General features: G+C 65.6%; 18 protein-coding genes. 9 read left to right on the top strand and 9 right to left on the bottom strand.

Features of this window, described 5'->3' with window-relative positions; translation table 11 throughout:
- Window positions 1-6 precede the first annotated feature (6 nt).
- The gene (locus tag B0E49_RS08240; protein WP_077561714.1) at window positions 7-747 is read left to right on the top strand and encodes a 16S rRNA (uracil(1498)-N(3))-methyltransferase; all 741 of its coding nucleotides are present in this window, start codon (window positions 7-9) and stop codon (window positions 745-747) included.
- 84 nt (window positions 748-831) lie between these two features.
- On the opposite strand, the gene B0E49_RS08235 is transcribed toward B0E49_RS08240, so the two are convergent.
- Both B0E49_RS08235 and B0E49_RS08230 read right to left on the bottom strand, forming a co-directional pair.
- The gene (locus B0E49_RS08235) at window positions 832-2,124 is read right to left on the bottom strand and encodes an acyl-CoA dehydrogenase family protein (protein WP_077561713.1); all 1,293 of its coding nucleotides are present in this window, start codon (window positions 2,122-2,124) and stop codon (window positions 832-834) included.
- Between the two features lie 69 nt (window positions 2,125-2,193).
- Window positions 2,194-4,473, bottom strand: a complete 2,280-nt coding sequence (locus B0E49_RS08230) for a nitric-oxide reductase large subunit (protein WP_077561712.1) — start codon at window positions 4,471-4,473, stop codon at window positions 2,194-2,196.
- A 260-nt stretch (window positions 4,474-4,733) separates the two neighbouring features.
- Between B0E49_RS08230 and B0E49_RS08225 the strand changes: the two genes are divergently transcribed.
- Window positions 4,734-5,198 carry a YidB family protein gene (locus tag B0E49_RS08225; RefSeq protein ID WP_077561711.1) on the top strand — a complete coding sequence of 155 codons (465 nt, stop codon included), beginning with the start codon at window positions 4,734-4,736 and terminating at the stop codon, window positions 5,196-5,198.
- Window positions 5,199-5,259: 61 nt separating this feature from the next.
- Here the strand turns inward: B0E49_RS08225 and B0E49_RS08220 are convergent, their stop codons facing one another.
- Genes B0E49_RS08220 through B0E49_RS08210 form a run of 3 tightly spaced genes read right to left on the bottom strand, consistent with a single transcriptional unit; the run spans window position 5,260 to window position 8,224 of the window.
- Entirely contained in the window at window positions 5,260-6,135 is an 876-nt protein-coding gene (locus B0E49_RS08220; protein WP_077561710.1) for an alpha/beta hydrolase, read from the bottom strand.
- Window positions 6,136-6,146: 11 nt separating this feature from the next.
- On the bottom strand, window positions 6,147-7,607 hold the full coding sequence (locus tag B0E49_RS08215; RefSeq protein WP_077561709.1) for a M20 family metallopeptidase: 1,461 nt from the start codon (window positions 7,605-7,607) through the stop codon (window positions 6,147-6,149).
- Between the two features lie 29 nt (window positions 7,608-7,636).
- The gene (locus B0E49_RS08210; RefSeq protein ID WP_077561708.1) at window positions 7,637-8,224 is read right to left on the bottom strand and encodes a DUF1439 domain-containing protein; all 588 of its coding nucleotides are present in this window, start codon (window positions 8,222-8,224) and stop codon (window positions 7,637-7,639) included.
- A 159-nt stretch (window positions 8,225-8,383) separates the two neighbouring features.
- On the opposite strand from B0E49_RS08210, the gene B0E49_RS08205 reads away from it, so the two are divergent.
- Both B0E49_RS08205 and B0E49_RS08200 read left to right on the top strand, forming a co-directional pair.
- Window positions 8,384-9,217 carry a DUF72 domain-containing protein gene (locus tag B0E49_RS08205; protein WP_077561707.1) on the top strand — a complete coding sequence of 278 codons (834 nt, stop codon included), beginning with the start codon at window positions 8,384-8,386 and terminating at the stop codon, window positions 9,215-9,217.
- A 138-nt stretch (window positions 9,218-9,355) separates the two neighbouring features.
- Entirely contained in the window at window positions 9,356-10,018 is a 663-nt protein-coding gene (locus tag B0E49_RS08200) for an outer membrane beta-barrel protein (protein WP_077561706.1), read from the top strand.
- A gap of 48 nt (window positions 10,019-10,066) precedes the next feature.
- On the opposite strand, the gene metW is transcribed toward B0E49_RS08200, so the two are convergent.
- From metW to B0E49_RS08185, 3 genes are all read right to left on the bottom strand, one after another.
- Window positions 10,067-10,651, bottom strand: a complete 585-nt coding sequence (gene metW / locus B0E49_RS08195; protein ID WP_077561705.1) for a methionine biosynthesis protein MetW — start codon at window positions 10,649-10,651, stop codon at window positions 10,067-10,069.
- Window positions 10,648-11,859: a homoserine O-succinyltransferase MetX gene (metX, locus tag B0E49_RS08190; protein ID WP_077561704.1), complete on the bottom strand. Its 1,212-nt coding sequence runs from the start codon at window positions 11,857-11,859 to the stop codon at window positions 10,648-10,650. Before metX ends, metW begins: the two co-directional genes overlap by 4 nt.
- Before the next feature lie 164 nt (window positions 11,860-12,023).
- Window positions 12,024-12,578, bottom strand: a complete 555-nt coding sequence (locus tag B0E49_RS08185) for a TMEM165/GDT1 family protein (protein WP_077561703.1) — start codon at window positions 12,576-12,578, stop codon at window positions 12,024-12,026.
- 161 nt (window positions 12,579-12,739) lie between these two features.
- Here B0E49_RS08185 and B0E49_RS08180 point away from each other — a divergent pair, with 161 nt between their 5' ends.
- Entirely contained in the window at window positions 12,740-13,942 is a 1,203-nt protein-coding gene (locus B0E49_RS08180; protein ID WP_077561702.1) for an ammonium transporter, read from the top strand.
- Here B0E49_RS08180 and B0E49_RS08175 read toward each other — a convergent pair.
- A complete protein-coding gene (locus tag B0E49_RS08175) occupies window positions 13,919-14,734 on the bottom strand; it encodes a C40 family peptidase (protein ID WP_077561701.1) in 816 nt (271 codons plus the stop codon). The two genes, B0E49_RS08180 and B0E49_RS08175, sit on opposite strands and share 24 nt — an antisense overlap.
- Before the next feature lie 172 nt (window positions 14,735-14,906).
- Between B0E49_RS08175 and B0E49_RS08170 the strand changes: the two genes are divergently transcribed.
- The 4 genes from B0E49_RS08170 to rbp (B0E49_RS08155) form a co-directional block, all read left to right on the top strand.
- Window positions 14,907-15,485 carry a sigma-70 family RNA polymerase sigma factor gene (locus B0E49_RS08170; RefSeq protein ID WP_144264495.1) on the top strand — a complete coding sequence of 193 codons (579 nt, stop codon included), beginning with the start codon at window positions 14,907-14,909 and terminating at the stop codon, window positions 15,483-15,485.
- The gene (locus B0E49_RS08165) at window positions 15,482-15,673 is read left to right on the top strand and encodes a zf-HC2 domain-containing protein (protein WP_077561700.1); all 192 of its coding nucleotides are present in this window, start codon (window positions 15,482-15,484) and stop codon (window positions 15,671-15,673) included. The genes B0E49_RS08170 and B0E49_RS08165 overlap by 4 nt, the downstream gene beginning before the upstream one ends.
- Window positions 15,674-15,877: 204 nt before the next feature.
- Window positions 15,878-16,285 (top strand): RNA-binding regulator, encoded by a 408-nt coding sequence (gene rbp, locus B0E49_RS08160; protein WP_077561699.1) that lies wholly within the window; start codon window positions 15,878-15,880, stop codon window positions 16,283-16,285.
- Window positions 16,286-16,550: 265 nt separating this feature from the next.
- The coding region (gene rbp, locus B0E49_RS08155) for an RNA-binding regulator (protein WP_144264494.1) at window positions 16,551-16,844 on the top strand (294 nt) is incomplete at its 3' end.

The following is a 16,844-nucleotide window of genomic DNA, read 5'->3' as shown; positions in this document are numbered from 1 at the left end:
CATTTGATGCCGCGCTTTTACTGCCCCGTGCCGCTCGCCACCGGCACCCCGCTGGACCTGCCCCCGGATGCCGCGCGCCATGTGCAGGTGCTGCGCCTGCAGCCGGGCCACGCCATCACCCTGTTCAACGGCGCGGGCGGCGAATGGGACGCCCGCGTGACCCGCATGGGCCGCAGCGATGTGCAGGTGGCCGTCGGCGCGCACCACGCTGTCGAGCGCGAAGCAGTGCGCGCCGTGCACCTGCTGGCCGGGATCAGCGCCAACGAGCGCATGGACTGGCTGATGGAGAAGGCTGCCGAGCTCGGCGCGGCCAGTCTCACGCCGCTGCTGGCCGAGCGCAGCGTGCTCAAGCTCAAGGGCGAGCGCGCCGGAAAAAAACTGGCGCACTGGCGCGCCGTGGCCAGCGCCGCCTGCGAGCAATGCGGGCGCAACCGCGTGCCGCCGATTCACGATGCACAAAGCCTGGCCGAGTGGCTGGCCAGCGAGGACGGCCGCGCCGCGCCGCCCGACGCGCCGGTGCACGGCACGCGCCTGCTGCTGTCGCTGCGCCCCGACGCGCGGCGGCTGGCCGAGGTGGCAGCCGGTGGCGGCGGCCCCGTCACACTGTTGTCCGGCCCGGAAGGCGGACTGACATCGACCGAAGAGGCCGCCGCGCTGGCCGCCGGCTTCCTGCCGGTGACGCTGGGCCCGCGTGTGCTGCGTGCGGAGACCGCGCCGCTGGCGGTGCTGGCCGCCCTCACGCTCTAGGGGCGCTTCTCTTTTAATAGCCGTCGGCGCAGAGTCTGCAAGGGCTGGCGCCCGATTCGATGCTGAAAACGCGGGCGCACGCGCTCAGCGGATGCGCGGCGGTGCCAGCAACTGCTCGGGCGTGGTGAAGTAGGCGGCCGTCGCGCCGCGGCGTGCACGCGCCCGGGCCAGTTCGTGCCGCGCCACGCTGCGCAGGTGCACCTCGTCGGGCCCGTCCATCAGGTGCAGGGCACGGCCCCAGGTCCAGAAATACGCCAGCGGGGTGTCGGGCGACAGGCCCATGGCGCCGAACACCTGCATGGCGCGGTCCACCACGCGGGTTTGCAGCCGCGCCGCCACCACCTTGATGCCGGCCACGTCGGCCCGGCTTTGTGCGCTCAGGTCCGCATGGGCGCCCTGGTCCAGCGCCCATGCGGCGCGCAGCACCAGCAGCCGCGCCTGGTCGATCTCCAGGCGCGACTCGGCGATCCACTCCTGCACATTGGAAAAGTCAGCCAGGTACTTGCCGAAGGCGCGGCGCTCCAGGGTGCGCTCGCAGGCCAGCGCCAGCGCGAGCTCGCACTGGCCGATGGTGCGCATGCAGTGGTGGATGCGCCCCGGCCCGAGCCGCGCCTGCGCCATCGCGAAGCCCGCGCCCTCGGCCCCGAGCAGGTTCGCCGCGGGCACGCGCACGTTCTGCAGCACGATTTCGCAATGCCCTTCGGGCGCGTGGTGCTGCATGATGGGAATGTTGCGCACCAGGCGCAGGCCGGGCGCGTCCATCGGCACCAGCACCAGGCTGTGCCGGCCGTGCTGTGGCGCTTCGCCGGCGCCGTCGCCGCTCTCGCACATCACGATCAGCAGCCTGCAGTGCGGATGGGCGGCGCCGGTGATGAACCATTTGCGGCCATTGAGTACCAGCGCATCGCCATCATGGCGCAGCGTGGTCTGCAGGTTGGTCGGGTCGGACGAGGCCACGTCGGGCTCGGACATGGCGAAGGCCGAGCGCATCGTGCCGTGCAGCAGCGGACCCAGCCACTGCGCGCGCTGCGCCGGCGTGGCGAAGCGGTGCAGCAGCTCGATGTTGCCGGTGTCGGGCGCGCTGCAGTTGAAGACCTCCGGCGCCCAGGGCAGGCGGCCCATGATCTCGGCCAGCGGCGCGTAGTCGAGGTTGCACAGGCGTGTGCCGGGCTCGTCCTCGCGCAGTCCCGGCAGAAACAGGTTCCACAGCCCCTGCTCGCGCGCCAGCGTCTTCAGGTCTTCGAGAAACGGGGGCGGGTACAGCCCCCCGGCCACCGCCTGGTGCCAGGCGGCGTTGTAAGGCAGCACGTAGTGCGCCATGAAGTCTTCAAGGCGCCGGCACAGGTCCTGGGCGCGCGGGGAAAGGTCGAAGTCCATGGGGCATTGTGGGCACGCCCGCGCGCGCCGTCATAACGCACGCGACACCGACCGCGGCGTCTGCTGCAGTCAAGCCTTGATGGGACGCCCTGTCGATATCGCTTTTCCCGGCGCACGCCGGCCAGCGGCGAGCAGCCGCCACGCAAACAGCGCCAGACAGAACACGCCGATCGAGAACACGATGTCGCCGGGCACCCGCAACCACACGAAGGTTTCCATCAGACGTGAATGCACGACTTCGGCCGAACGCGCGTACCACACACCCCGGGTGATGCTGGCCCAGGCCTGGTAGATGCCGGCCGGCACCAGCGAGATGAACACCATCATGCCCAGTCCGATATTCAGCGACCAGAACATCGGCTGCAGCAGCCGGTCCGACCAGGCAGCAGGGCTCGAGAGCCCGCGCAGGCAGAACAGCAGCAGGCCGATGCCCAGCATGCCGTAGACGCCGAACAGCGCGGCGTGGCCGTGCGCGGCGGTCAGGTTCATGCCCTGCATGTAGTACAGCGCGATCGGGGTGTTCACGGAAAAGCCCAGCACGCCGGCGCCAACCACGTTCCAGAAGCCCACGGCGATAAAGCACAGGATCGGCCACTTGTAGGCCTGCACCCAGGGCGCCGCCTTCGAGCGCTGGTAGTTGCGCCAGGCCTCGATGCCGATCATGGCGAGCGGCACGACCTCGAGCGCCGAGAACATGGAGCCGATCGCGATGACGGAGGTCGGCGTGCCCGTGAAGTACAGGTGGTGCAGCGTGCCCAGGATGCCGGCGAACAGGAACACCATGGTCTCCAGCACGATGGCGGCATTCGCGGTGGCCGCGTGGATCAGGCCCAGGCGTGTGAACAGCAGCGCAATGACCGCCGTGGCAAACACTTCGAAGAAGCCTTCGACCCACAGGTGCACCAGCCACCAGCGCCAGTACTCGATGATCGAATAGTGCGTGTGCTGGCCCCAGACCAGCGAGGTGGCGTAAAAGCCGCCGATGCACAGGGCCGCGAGAAACACCATGGCGATCAGGCCGCGGCTCTCGGAAGGCTTCTTGAGCGCCGGCAACAGGCCGCGCCCGAGCAGGGTGACCCAGAACAGCAGCCCGATGAACAGCAGGATTTGCCAGACACGGCCCATGCTGGTGTATTCCAGCCCCTGATTGCCGACCCAGAAACCAAAGTTGCTTCCCAGATGCTGCAGGGTACCGAGCCAGCCGGTGACCGTGGAGCCGACCACGATGAACAGCAGCGCGTAGAACAGCACATTGACGCCCAGCTTCTGGTACTTGGGCTCATGCCCCGAGATGGCCGGCGCAATATACAGGCCGGTAGCCAGCCAGGCGGTGGCGATCCACAGGACCGCAAACTGCGTGTGGATGGTGCGGCTCACGACGTAGGGCAGTACCTCGGCCAGCGGGAACCCGAAGAAACTCTTGCCCTCGACGGCATAGTGCGCGGTGATCACGCCCATGCCGACCTGGGCCAGAATCAGGCCGATCACGACGAAGAAGTATTTCCGCGTCGCGCGCATGGAGGGCGTCGGCTTCAGGTCGAACAGCGGATCGGCCTTGGGCGGGGTCGGGTCACCCTGCTCCTTGCTGGTGGCGTGAAAAAATATCATCGCGGCGATCGCAGCAATCATCAGGAGCACGCTGGCGATGGACCAGATGCCGGTGCCGGCGGTCGGCGTATTGCCCACCAGCGGCTCGTGCGGCCAGTTGCTGGTGTAGCTCAGGTCGGTGTCCCCCGGACGGTCGGTCGTGGCCGACCAGGCGCTCCAGAAAAAGAAGGCGGCCAGGGCTTGCCGATCGGCAGGGTCGGGCAGCGAGTTGGCATTCATGGCGTACTGCTCGCGCAGCTTGTCCAGCGCAGGTGCCTCGCCAAAAAGCCCCTCGTAGTGGCGTGCCAGTTGTTGCACCGCCTCGGCCCGCTCGGGCGAGAGCGTGATGACGCCGCTGGCGGCGTCATAGGTGTTGCGCCGCATCTCGACCTTCAGCAGGGCATTGAGCCGCCCCTGCTGCCCGGCGTCGAGCTGCCCGAACGACTTGCGGTAGTCGCGCTGCGCCCAGATCTCGCGCAAGGCCAGCGCCTCGCGGTGCAGCCAGTCGGCAGACCAGTCCGGCGCCAGGTAGGCGCCATGCCCCCATACGGTACCCAGTTGCTGGCCGCCCGCGGACAGCCAGGCTTCCTGGCCGCGCTGCACCTGCCCGGCCGAGAACAGAACCTCGCCCTGGGTGCTGGCGACCTGGTTGGGGATGGGCGGGGCCTTGACATAAATCTCGGATCCGACCCAGCCCAGGACGGCAAAGGAAAGAACACAGATGACGGCCAACCAAGTCCATAGTTTGCGCGTGGCGTGCATGGAAATATCCTGTTTCATTTGAGTTAAAAAATACGGCGGACCTGATCTTTGTCGATCGACCCATTAAGATGTATTTTCTATAAATCTTTAAGAAGACTGCTTGACCTAAATCAAGATCAGGGTAATCCCTAGCCTTCAATCGGGGCGCCGGGTGGCGCATTCCCGCTGATGCAGCGAAAAAACCGGCACGGCTTGCAGCCCGCCAGCGTGGCGGCCAAAATGCGTAGCGGGTCGTTCAATTCATTTTTCAAGGAAACATCATGGGCTTGCTTGATTCGGTAATAGGTGCGATGACAGGCGGACAACAGGCGCAGGGCGGTGCAGGCGGCGGCTTGGGCGGCCTGATCGGCATGGTCACCAGCAATCCCCAGTTGCTGCAGGCCGTGACCGGCATGCTTGGCAACGACGGCGAGCACGGCGGCCTGGGCGGCCTGGTTTCCAAGTTCGAACAGGCCGGCCTTGGCAATGTGGTCGGCTCCTGGATCGGCAACGGCCAGAACCAGCCGGTGACGGGCGACCAGCTCACGCAGGTGCTCGGCTCGGGTGCGATCTCCAACATCGCGGCGAAGCTGGGCGTGAGCCCCGATGAGGCGGCCGGCCAGTTGTCGAATATTCTGCCCGGGCTGGTGAACCACCTCACGCCCAACGGTCAGGCTCCGGCCGGCGGCTTGGGCAATGCGGGGGACCTGATGGGGATGCTGGGCGGTTTGCTACATAAATCGTAGCTGACAGCGATTAATGGGTCAGGGCTGGAGGGCCTTTTGACCCGTCATCCCCGGCGGCGCGTCAGGCCGCGAAGCGCTGCTCCAGCCAATGCCTGAGCACGGCAAAGACAGGTTCGGGATCCTGCTCGTTGAAGATCTCGTGGTACAGCCCATCGAAGCATTTCGCCGTCAGCACCTGCTTCGGCGCGGCGGCGGCAAAGGCAAGGCTGCCCGCGGGTTTCACCAACTTGTCCTGACCGGCCCACATCAAGAGGGTCGGCACGCGCCAGCGCGGCGCCTCAGCCAGCGTGGCGCGCCCCGCCTCGGCGATGAACAGCGCGAGCCGGGCCGCAATGCGGTCGTGCACCCGCGGATCGGACCGGTACGCCGCCACGGTGGCGGGATCGTGCGAGAGGTATTGCAGATTCAGCCCGTTGCCGACGCGCAGGTTCGGCGCGATTTTGGGCAGCGTCCCCACCAGGAATTTCTGGAACCCGTTGAGCCCCGCATCGAGCGCGGGCGAGGACAGCACCAGCGCGTCCACCGGCCGCAGCTGCAGCGAGACGAAGCGCGCCGCCACCAAGCCGCCCAGGCTGTGCCCCAGCAAGATCAGCGGCAGCGCCGGCGCCTTGCGGCGCGCCAGCTGGGCCCGGACACTGTCCACCACATCGGCCAGGTCGTCGAGCAGGCGCGTGCTGGAGGTCAGGCCGCCGCGCGGGCCACCCGACTCGCCATGGCCGTACTGGTCGTAGCCGCGCACCGCAAAGCCCCAGTCGCCCAGGCGCCGCGCCACTTTCTCGTAGCGGCCCATGTGCTCGCCCAGGCCGTGCACCAGCAGCACCATGCCGCGCGGGCGCGCGCCGCCGTGCAGCGGCCAGTCGTACAGGGCCAGGTTCTCGCCATCGGCCGCGGTGAAGGTGGACAGGGTGGCGCTCGTCGCGCCGTGCGTGGCCGCCATGGCGGGTGGACTTACGGCAGGCTGGCCATGACCTGGGCAACCGCCGCGGTCAGCTTTTTGGCATACGGCACGTGCAGGAATTCATTCGGGCCGTGCGCGTTGCTCTTGGGGCCGAGCACGCCGCAGACCATCATCTGCGCCTTCGGGAACCCTTTGGACAGCATGCTCATCAGCGGAATCGTGCCGCCCTGGCCGATGTAGCCGCAGGGCGCGCCGAAGTGGGCCTGCGAGGCCTCGTTCAGCGCCTGCTCGAACCACGGCGCCGTGGCCGGTGCATTCCAGCCGGTGGCGCCGCCGCCGGACTCGAACGTCACCCTGGCCTGGTACGGCGCGTTGTCTTCCAGCAGGGTCTTGAGCTGTTGCACCGCCTGCGCCGCATCCACCAGCGGCGGCAGCCGCAGCGAGAGCTTGAAGGCGGTGTAGGGGCGCAGCACGTTGCCGGCGTCTTGCAAGGCCGGGAAACCTTCGGCACCGGTCACGCTCAGCGTGGGCAACCAGGTGCGGCTGAGCAGTGCCTGCACCGGTTCGGTGGTGGTCGGCAGTGCGAAGGCCGTGGCGCCGCCGCAGTCGTAATGCGCCCAGGGAAAGCGCTTGTAAACCTCGTCGCCCAGGATGGCGGCCGTGGCCCGCGCCTGCGCCAGCCGCTCGGGCGGCACTTCGCAATGAAAGCTTTGCGGCAGCAGGCGCCCGGTCTGGCTGTCTTCGAGCCGGTCCAGCACCTGGCGCATGATGCGAAAGCTCGACGGCACCAGGCCCGAGGCGTCGCCCGAATGCACGCCTTCGGTGAGGATTTCCACCTTGAGCGTGCCGCTGGCCAGGCCGCGCAGGCTGCTGGTGAGCCAGAGCTGGTCGTAGTTGCCGGCGCCCGAGTCCAGGCAGATCACCAGATCGACCTCGCCCAGGCGCGGGCGCAGTGCATCCACATAGGGCAGCAGGTCGTACGAGCCGGACTCCTCGCAGGTCTCGACCAGGCCGACGATGCGTGGATGCGGCACCTTCTGGGCTTTCAGCGCCTGGATCGCGGCGATGCTGGCATACACCGCGTAGCCGTCGTCGGCGCCGCCGCGCCCGAACAGCTTGCCGTCCTCGTACTTGGGCGTCCAGGGGCCGAGGTCGTTGCGCCAGCCGGTGAATTCGGGCTGTTTGTCGAGGTGGCCGTACATCAGCACCGTCTGCGTCGATTCGGGTTTGGTCGCGGCGACCTCAAAGAACAGCACCGGCGTGCGCCCGTCGAGCCGCACGATCTCCAGCCTCAGGCCCTGCACCTTTTGCGCCTGCACCCAGTCGGCGGCGTTGCGCAGCACCGTCTCGAGGTGCCCGTGCTGCGCCCAGTCGGGGTCGAACCCGGGTGACTTGGCGGGGATCTGGATGTAATCAGTGAGCTGCCTGACAAGATCGTTGTCCCACTGGGCGCTGACTTGCGTGAGGGCGTCGGCGGGGTTGAGGGCGGAGGCTGGAATTCGGGCATTCATGGCGCTGGCTCCTGGTTGATACCGGTTGATTATTGATTGGCGTCGGCGGCGGGCGCCGGCTTGGGGTTGAGCGTGACCTGCAGGCCCTCGCGCGTGACCTTGAACCCGCCGAGTTCATAGCCCCAGTCGCTGGCCCGGGCCATGTCTTTGGCGCTGATCCGGTGCAGCGGGAAATCGTCGAACAGCTGCTCGGCCAGGCGCGGCGCATAGCGCTGCACCATGCCCTGGTAGGGCGCGGGCACGCCGTCCAGATTCAGGCTGGTGACTTGCACATGGGTCATGCGGATGGTGTTGTCGCGCGGCTCGAAGCGCAGGCCGTAGTCCATGCCGATGGTGCCGCTGTAGGCGTCGCCCATGAGCCGCCCCGACAGCGCCAGGTCCAGCGCCGTGGCGATGCGGTTGCGCTCGGGCAGCAGCGACAGGCGCGGCGTCTGCACCTGCAGCTCCAGCAGATCGCCCAGACTCTGGCGGTACGGAAAGCGTTTGGCAATTGCCTGCTGCAGCTGGGCCTGCGGGATGGTGTAGCTGAACGGGCCGAGATTGAGCAGCGGCTTCGCGCAGGCGACCAGCGAGGTACTGAACACGACAACGGCAAGCCAGCGCAGGAGACACTTCATGGGGCATTCGTCAACGAAGAAACGCCATTGTGCCTTCACAGGAAGCACTGCGGCGCATGGCTACGCCTGGTTACGCCGACCCGATCGCGTCTGCGCGATGGCGGCGCCTGACGATTCGGGTGATGATCGCGGGCTGGAGACCTCACGACAGAGATAGCCATGTTCCCCACAACCCGCATGCGCGTCGGCGTCGGTGGCTGGACCTACGAGCCCTGGGGCAGCAACTTCTACCCCGAAGGGCTGGCACACAGCCGTGAGTTGCATTACGCCAGCCGCCAGCTCACCGCCATCGAAGTCAACGGCACCTATTACGGCACGCAAAAGCCCGCGGTGTTTGCGAAGTGGCGCGAGGAGACCCCGGCTGACTTTGTGTTTTCCCTCAAGGCCTCGCGCCATGCGACGAACCGCAAGGTGCTGGCCGACGCGGGCGAGAGCATTGACAAATTTGTGCAGAGCGGCATCAGCGAACTGGGGTCCAGGCTCGGCCCCATCGTCTGGCAGTTTGCGCCTGGCAAACGCTTCGAGCCGCAAGACTTCGAGGCCTTTCTGGCCCTGCTGCCCAAACAGGTGGATGGCTGCCCGCTGCGCCATGTGCTGGATGTGCGCCATGCCAGCTTCATGACGCCCGAGTACCTGCAACTGGCGCGCCGCTACCGGGCGGCCACGGTGTTCGCCGACTCGGACGACTACCCCTCGTTTGCCGACCTGACGGGCGATTTCATCTACGCACGGTTGATGCGCAGCAGCGCGGCGTGGCCAAGCGGCTACGCGCCGGCCGCGCTCGACCTGTGGGCGGCGCGGCTGCAGACCTGGGCCCAGGGCGGGGAACCCGCGGACCTGCCGCACGTGAGCGCAACAAACCAAGGCGTGACAGGCAAACCGCGCGACGTGTTTGCCTTTTTCATCAGCGGCGCGAAGGAGCGGGCGCCCGCGGCGGCACAGGCACTGCTGCAGCGGCTCGGCGTTGTGGCACCCAAAGTGGTAGCCTGTTGACTGGCAGGAAACTGCTGGCCGGAATCTTTACGATGCCTTTACGCACGGTTCACCACGTTGACAGCGAAGAGGGCTTTAATAGGGTCATGGGGCTGCCGGACGTACCGGTCGCAGGCCCCTCGGGAGAAAGGAGTGTTTATGAAACTGAACACCATCTGGCCATTCATCGGAGTGGTGTCGCTCGCTGGCGTTTTGGCCGCACCCGCAGCCCATGCGGCGGACGGCAACGCGGGCACCGGCCTGTACCTGGGCGGCTCGGTTTCCTTCAGCCATGCCAGTGATTTAGGCTCCAAAATAGACCCATCGCTGGCCAGCCAGGGCTACAACAGCAGCAGCTCGGCCGATTCCTGGAACACCAACGGCAGCCTGCGCCTGGGTTACCAGTTCACCCCGAATTTCGCACTGGAAGGGACCTACGACAACGTGGGCAACATGGGCGTGCAGTCCGCTCTCTCGTCGCCGGCGGACACGGCCTCGGGCAACTGGAAATCCTACGGGCTCGGCCTGCACGCGCTGGGCATCGTGCCGATCGACCCGCAGTGGTCGGTCTATGGCCGCCTCGGCGTCGAGCAGTGGCATACCAGCCTGAACCTGAACTCCAATGTCGGCGGGCCCACCAGCCTGTCCAACAGCGACAACAGCACGTCGCTGGCGCTGGGCGCCGGCGTCAGCTATGCGCTGACGCGCAACGTCGACGCCACGGCGGAGTTGATTCACTACACCCACGTGGGTGACCCGGCAAGCACCGGACGCACCGGGCTGAACCAGTTCAGCCTGGGCTTGCGTTACCACTTCCAGTGAGCCGCATGTCCCAGGAGGCGCCGCCTCCCCGGGGCGGCCTGACGCCAACTAGCCGCGCTGGAACTTGAACACGGCCGTGCCGGCGCGCGCATTGGGCAGAAAGCGCACCTCGCGGCCGTCCTGCAAGCCGAAGGCGTCGAGGACTTGCAGATGGTTTTTCTGCGCCAGCACCTCGAAGTCGCGGTACGTGCCGACGCGGATGTTCGGCGTGTCGTACCACTGGTAGGGCAGGCGGCGCGTCACGGGCATGCGGCCCTGCAACACGCTCAGGCGGTTCGGCCAGTGCGCAAAATTGGGGAAAGCGACGATGCCGATGCGGCCCACGCGCGCCGTCTCGCGCAGCATGATCTCGGCGTTGCGCAGGTGCTGCAGCGTGTCGATCTGCAGCACCACGTCGAACGAGGCGTCGTCGAACATGGCCAGGCCCTCGTCCAGGTTGAGCTGGATCACGTTCACGCCACGCCTGACGCAGGCCTGCACGTTGGCGTCGGCTATCTCGATGCCGTAGCCGCTGCAGCCGCGTTCGCGCTGCAGCAGGTCCAGCAGGGCGCCGTCACCGCACCCGAGGTCCAGCACGCGCGCCTTTTCGGGCACGAGACGGGCGATCGACGCCGTGGTGGCTGCGTCACTCATGACGGTTGCTCCCCGGCGCGATGCGTCGGACTGGCCACTTTACTATCAAAATAAGAGCGCACAACGCCCATGTAGCGGGGATCATCGAGCAAAAAGGCATCGTGCCCATGGGGCGCGTCGATCTCCGCATAGCTCACGTCGCGGTTGTTGTCGAGCAGCGCCTTGACGATCTCGCGGCTGCGTTTGGGCGAAAAGCGCCAGTCGGTCGTGAAGCTCACCAGCAGGAACCCGGCGCGCGCGCCGGCCAGCGCCTGGCTCAGGTCGCCGCCATGGCGGCGCGCGGGGTCGAAGTAGTCGAGCGCGCGCGTGATCAGCAGGTAGGTGTTGGCGTCGAAGTACTCGGCGAACTTGTCGCCCTGGTAGCGCAGGTAGCTCTCGATCTGGAACTCGACGTCCTGGGTGCTGTACAAGTACTCGCGCAGGTCCGGCGCCGGGCCGCCCCCAGCCGGACCAGCTCCCTCGGGGAGCGTGGGTGCCCTGAGACTGCGACCGAATTTCTCGTTCATCACGTCATCGCTCAGGTAGGTGATGTGGCCGATCATGCGGGCGATGCGCAGGCCGCGCTTGGGAATCACGCCATATTGGTAAAAGTCCCCGCCGTGGAAGTCCGGGTCGGTCACGATGGCGCGGCGCGCCACTTCGTTGAAGGCAATGTTCTCGGCGGTGAGGTTGGGCGCGCTGGCCACCACCACGGCGTGGCGCACACGCTGCGGGTACTGCAGCGTCCACGAGAGCGCCTGCATGCCGCCCAGGCTGCCGCCCATGACCGCGGCCAGCACTTCGATGCCCAGCCCATCGAGCAGCCGGGCCTGGGCATCGACCCAGTCTTCGACGGTGACTACCGGAAAGTCGGCGCCATAGACCTTGCCGGAGCCCGCCGGTGCATCCGGGTCGGGCTGCATCGGGCCGGTGGAGCCGAAGCACGAGCCGAGGTTGTTGATGCCGATGACGAAGAATTTGTCTGTATCCACCGGCTTGCCCGGGCCGATCATGTTGTCCCACCAGCCCTCGCTCCTGTCCTGCCCGGCATAAGTGCCCGCGACGTGGTGCGAGGCATTCAGCGCATGACAGATCAGCACCGCGTTGGACCTGTCCGCGTTGAGGCTGCCGTAGGTCTCGTAGCTCAGGTCGTAGTCGCGAATCGATGCGCCGCTTTGCAGCAGCAGCGCATCGTCAAAATGCATCGTCAGGGAAGTGGCAATCAACATAAAAAACCCGGCGCGGCTGAAACAGCGGGCCGGGTCATCTGATCGGAGGCGCAAGCCGTCTTTAGCAGAATTTCGGAACTCGCTGATTCCGGCGCCCGCAATCTGGAACAAATCGGCGCGTGGGTGAAGAATATTTCAAAGTATATCAATCCCGCTTTGACCGCCTAGCCCAGCAGGGCAAACAACCCCAACGCGGCAAAGACGGCCGCCGACACCCTGTGCACGACACGGATCGGCACCAGCCGCGTCATGCGCTCACCGAGCCAGACCACGGGCGCGTCGGCCAGCAGCATGCCGGCAGTGGTGCCTGCCACTACCCAGTACGGGTTGTACCGGGCGGCCAGCATGACCGTGGCAATCTGGGTCTTGTCGCCCATCTCGGCCAGAAAAAACGTGACCACGGTCGTGCCGAAGACGCCAAACCGTGGCGTTTTATCGACCTCGTCGTCGTCCAGTTTGTCGGGAATCAGCATCCATACCGCCATGGCGATGAAGGACAGGCCCAGCGCCCAGCGCAGTGCCTGCGGGCCGAGTTGGGTGGTAACCCAGGCGCCCACGGCGCCGGCCAGCGTGTGGTTGATGAGGGTAGCCGCGAAGATGCCCAGCACGATGGGCCAGGGCCTGCGAAAGCGCAGCGCCAGGACCAGCGTCAGCAGCTGCGTCTTGTCCCCCATTTCAGCCAGCGCGACGATCCCTGCGGAGACAAAAAAGGCTTCCATTGGCCGATGTTAACGACTGGCACCTTCAACCCTGCCGTCGCGGCAGCGCCGGGCCGCACGGTTATGGCGCAGATGGCCCGATTTTTGCTTAGTTTTGGTGCATTCACTGATGTTTCATCAAGAACGCACCAATTTATGGCATTTCATTCGAAAGAGGGTTTATGGAAGCACTAAAACAGGGCTCGGACGTCTTGTTCATTCTGCTGGGCGGCATCATGGTGCTGGCCATGCATGCCGGCTTTGCGTTCCTGGAGCTGGGGACCGTTCGCAAAAAGAACCAGGTCAACGCCCTGGTGAAGATTTTGGCGGACTTTTCGGTCTCCACCGTCGCCTATTTTCTGGTGGGCTACGGCGTGGCTTATGGCACGCACTTTTTTGTGGGTGCGGAGGAACTGGCGGCAAAGGACGGCTTTGAGCTGGTACGGTTTTTCTTCCTGCTTACGTTCGCGGCCGCGATTCCGGCCATCATCTCGGGCGGCATTGCCGAGCGTGCGCGTTTTTACCCTCAATTGCTCGCAACGGCCGTTATCGTCGGTTTTATCTACCCATTTTTTGAAGGCATCGCCTGGCACCAGAATTTTGGCGTGCAGGCCTGGATCCAGTCCGTCACCGGCCAGCCGTTTCATGACTTTGCCGGCTCCGTCGTGGTCCATGCGGTGGGCGGCTGGCTCGCGTTGCCGGCGGTGATCCTGCTGGGCGCGCGTAGTAATCGTTATCGCAAAGATGGTGCGATCAGTGCCCATCCGCCGTCAAATATTCCATTTCTGGCGCTGGGCGCCTGGATCCTGACGGTCGGCTGGTTTGGCTTCAACGTCATGAGCGCGCAGACGATCGACAAAATCTCCGGACTGGTCGCCGTGAACTCGCTGATGGCCATGGTCGGCGGCACGCTGGCGGCGCTGGTCGTGGGCAAGAACGACCCCGGCTTCGTCCACAATGGCCCGCTCGCCGGGCTGGTGGCGGTCTGCGCCGGCTCGGACCTGATGCATCCGCTGGGCGCGCTGGTGGTCGGTGCCATTGCCGGCACGATCTTCGTGACCCTGTTCACGCTGACCCAGAACAAATGGAAGATCGACGATGTGCTGGGCGTCTGGCCGCTGCATGGACTGTGCGGCAGCTGGGGTGGGCTGGCCGCCGGCATTTTCGGCAGCAAGGCGCTCGGCGGGCGCGGCGGCGTGAGTCTGGTGGCGCAACTGATCGGTACCACCATGGGTGTCGCCTGGGCCCTGCTGGGTGGTCTGCTGGTCTATAGCGTGATCAAGGCCGCGATGGGTCTGCGCCTGAGTCAGGAAGAAGAGTTTGAAGGGGCCGACCTGTCGATCCACCGCATTGGTGCCACTTCAGACCGTGAGGTCAGCTGGTAGGGCGGGCGGCGCGTCCGGGCCTGGCGCCAGCGCTTCCCACGACAGGGCGTGGTAGTCGAAGCCGGCCGCCAGCGTGGGCTTGATGATCTGAAAGTAGGGCGACACGTCGAAGTCGCGCGGCACGTACAGGCTGTGGTGCCGCACATGCACAATCTCGCGCACATGATCGGCATGGTCCGGGTCCTGCAGGTGCACGATCTTGATCAGCGGCAGGATCGGGTAGCGCACCGACTCGAAACACTGGGCAATCAGGGTCGAGCAGATGGCCCGTGTGGGGTCGCCGCTGCCCAGCGCCAGCATGCGCCGACGCCAGCGGGTCGGGACCGGCGGCGTCGGGAGCAGGTAGCGCGCCAGATCCACCACATTCTTGAGGTCGTACTGCTCGCCCACCCGCTGCAGGGCGAAGTCACACACGCTCCGCACCTCCCCGGGCGTCATGCCCACGGGACGACAGATCCGGCAATGCAGGCCGCGAAAATGCGCCAGGCCGACGGCATGCACGCCGAGTTCCATATCGGCCTCGATCAGGCACAGCGGCAGGCCGTCCGGTCCGTGCGAGTCCGCCTGCGCGCCGACAAACAGCGCGGCGTGCGACCAGGTCGACTGCGTCAGGTACTTGATGGCCGTGCTGATGCGCGTGTTGCCCTCCACCAGCAGCACGTCGCCGGGGCGCAGGCAAGCCGCCAGCTTGTCGGGATCGATGGGCCACGCGGCGCCGACGCCGCTGCCCTTGCTCCTGCGCGTCAGGTAGTGGCCGATCCGCCGGCCGATCCAGCGGGCCACGCTGTTCATGACCCGCTCCTGCACTGGGCGTAGGGTTGCTGGGGAATCGTCATGGTGATCCTCTGTTTATAGATGTAACACAAACACGATTGGTTCCCTATGGCGCACTGGCCCGCGCCACGGGCCGGGCGCTGCGCGGCCACGGGCGTGTGCGATGATGTTTTTTCGCTCATTGCCGCCCATGTCCATCGAAAACCAGCTCGCCGAACACCGCAGCTACCTGCTGCGGTTTGCACGCCTGCAGCTGCGCAACGAGGCCTGGGCCGAAGACGCCGTGTCGGAGACGCTGCTGGCCGCACTGTCGAGGCCGCAGTCCTTTGACAACAAGTCGCAGCTCAAAACCTGGCTGGTGGGCATCCTCAAACACAAGGTAGTGGACACGCTGCGCCAGCGCGCGCGCGAGGTCAGTTATGGCGGCGAAGACGACACAGCCGACGGCAGCGAGGAGCTGGACGCGCTGGTGTTCAAAAACGGGGATCACTTTGCGTCTCTGCCGGCCGACTGGGGCAACCCCGAACAGGACCTGAACTCGCGCCAGTTCTTTGAAGTGCTGGAGGCATGCACCGAGAAACTGCCCGCCGCCATGGGCCGGGTGTTCCTGATGCGCGAATGGCTGGAATTGCCGTGCGAAGAGATTTGTAAGGAATTGAAGCTGACCCCGACCAACCTCTATGTGCAATTGCACCGGGCCCGCCTGCGCCTGCGCGAGTGCCTTGAACTCAACTGGTTTGGCTACGCCCCGACGACCCTTTCATCATGATCCTGCGACGTACCTGCAAGCAAGTTGCTGCGCTTTTAATAGCACGGGAAGACCGAGTCCTGCCGGTTATGGAGCGTATTGCCTTGAGATTGCATCTGGCTGCCTGCACCGCGTGCCCTATCTTCGAGCGGCAGGTGCTGACCCTGCGCAACGCCCTGCGCCAGTGGCGCAATTATTCTGAAGAGTGAGCGGATGAAAACAACCGGCCCTTTACTACGCAACAAAGTTTTTTGTGCGCCGCCCCGAAATACCGCATAATGCTTGGGTGTTTCTGTTCATCAGGGGCACAGGTTTGCGGTGATTGGTCAGTTTCGCGTCTTTGAAGTCGTTATTGGTTTGTTGATTGCGTTTATCGGACTCCATCGCTTTTTAGTTTTTTTCAGGAGTCCTTTATGGGCAACAAACTTTACGTGGGCAACCTGCCCTATTCCTTCCGCGACGAAGACATGCAACAGGCGTTCAGCCAGTTCGGTTCCGTGTCCAGCGCCAAAGTCATGATGGAGCGCGACACTGGCCGCTCCAAGGGTTTCGGCTTCGTCGAAATGGGCAGCGACGCAGAAGCGCAAGCTGCCATCAAGGGCATGAATGGCCAGTCTTTCGGCGGCCGTGACCTCGTGGTCAACGAAGCCCGTCCGATGGAGCCACGTCCCCCGCGTAGCGGTGGCGGCGGCTTCGGTGGCAGTGGTGGTGGCGGCTACGGTGGTGGCGGCAGCGGTGGTGGCTACGGCGGCGGCGGCGGCGGCGGTGGCCGTAGCGGCGGCGGCGGTGGTGGTTACGGCGGTGGCCGCAGCAGCTACTAAGCTATCCAGTATCCAGCGGGCTTTTGGCCCGCCAGAGACACAAAAAAGGGCCCTTGCGGCCCTTTTTTATGGCCCACGCCACGGGCCTTTGCGCACTCAACAAACCCTTGACGGCTTTCGCCATATCGCGCTCATAATGCGCGCGTGTGGAATCGGAATAACCACACAGGTTTGCGGTGATCAGTCGGGTTCGCATCTTTGAAGGTCGTTGGCTGCGTGTTCGGGACTCCATCGCTTTATCAATGTGTTTTTGAGGAGTCCCTTTATGGGCAATAAACTGTACGTCGGTAACCTGCCTTATTCGGTGAGCGACAGCGATCTGCAACAGACTTTCGGCCGATTTGGCGCCGTCACCAGCGCCAAGGTCATGATGGACCGCGACACCGGCCGCTCCAAGGGCTTCGGCTTTGTGGAAATGGGCAGCGATGCCGAGGCACAGGCCGCGATCGCCGGCATGAACGGCCAGCCGCTGGGCGGGCGCAACTGCGTGGTCAACGAAGCGCGGCCGATGGAGCCACGCCCACCGCGCAGCGGCGGGGGCGGCTATGGGGGAGGCCTG

It is taken from the genome of Polaromonas sp. C04 (assembly GCF_002002705.1).
Classification (GTDB): Bacteria; Pseudomonadota; Gammaproteobacteria; order Burkholderiales; family Burkholderiaceae_C; genus Rhodoferax_A.
This window is presented reverse-complemented; position numbering and strand designations above follow the sequence as displayed.

Coding starts and splice junctions, on each gene's coding strand:
- metW (WP_077561705.1), bottom strand. CDS start 10,651: ATGAGTGACGCAGCCACCACGGCGTCGATCGCCCGTCTCGTGCCCGAA.
- B0E49_RS08210 (WP_077561708.1), bottom strand. CDS start 8,224: ATGAAGTGTCTCCTGCGCTGGCTTGCCGTTGTCGTGTTCAGTACCTCG.
- B0E49_RS08225 (WP_077561711.1), top strand. CDS start 4,734: ATGGGCTTGCTTGATTCGGTAATAGGTGCGATGACAGGCGGACAACAG.
- B0E49_RS08220 (WP_077561710.1), bottom strand. CDS start 6,135: ATGGCGGCCACGCACGGCGCGACGAGCGCCACCCTGTCCACCTTCACC.
- B0E49_RS08180 (WP_077561702.1), top strand. CDS start 12,740: ATGGAAGCACTAAAACAGGGCTCGGACGTCTTGTTCATTCTGCTGGGC.
- B0E49_RS08185 (WP_077561703.1), bottom strand. CDS start 12,578: ATGGAAGCCTTTTTTGTCTCCGCAGGGATCGTCGCGCTGGCTGAAATG.
- B0E49_RS08205 (WP_077561707.1), top strand. CDS start 8,384: ATGTTCCCCACAACCCGCATGCGCGTCGGCGTCGGTGGCTGGACCTAC.
- B0E49_RS08165 (WP_077561700.1), top strand. CDS start 15,482: ATGATCCTGCGACGTACCTGCAAGCAAGTTGCTGCGCTTTTAATAGCA.
- metX (WP_077561704.1), bottom strand. CDS start 11,859: ATGTTGATTGCCACTTCCCTGACGATGCATTTTGACGATGCGCTGCTG.
- B0E49_RS08200 (WP_077561706.1), top strand. CDS start 9,356: ATGAAACTGAACACCATCTGGCCATTCATCGGAGTGGTGTCGCTCGCT.
- B0E49_RS08175 (WP_077561701.1), bottom strand. CDS start 14,734: ATGAACAGCGTGGCCCGCTGGATCGGCCGGCGGATCGGCCACTACCTG.
- B0E49_RS08235 (WP_077561713.1), bottom strand. CDS start 2,124: ATGGACTTCGACCTTTCCCCGCGCGCCCAGGACCTGTGCCGGCGCCTT.
- B0E49_RS08230 (WP_077561712.1), bottom strand. CDS start 4,473: ATGCACGCCACGCGCAAACTATGGACTTGGTTGGCCGTCATCTGTGTT.
- B0E49_RS08240 (WP_077561714.1), top strand. CDS start 7: ATGCCGCGCTTTTACTGCCCCGTGCCGCTCGCCACCGGCACCCCGCTG.
- B0E49_RS08170 (WP_144264495.1), top strand. CDS start 14,907: ATGTCCATCGAAAACCAGCTCGCCGAACACCGCAGCTACCTGCTGCGG.
- rbp (WP_077561699.1), top strand. CDS start 15,878: ATGGGCAACAAACTTTACGTGGGCAACCTGCCCTATTCCTTCCGCGAC.
- B0E49_RS08215 (WP_077561709.1), bottom strand. CDS start 7,607: ATGAATGCCCGAATTCCAGCCTCCGCCCTCAACCCCGCCGACGCCCTC.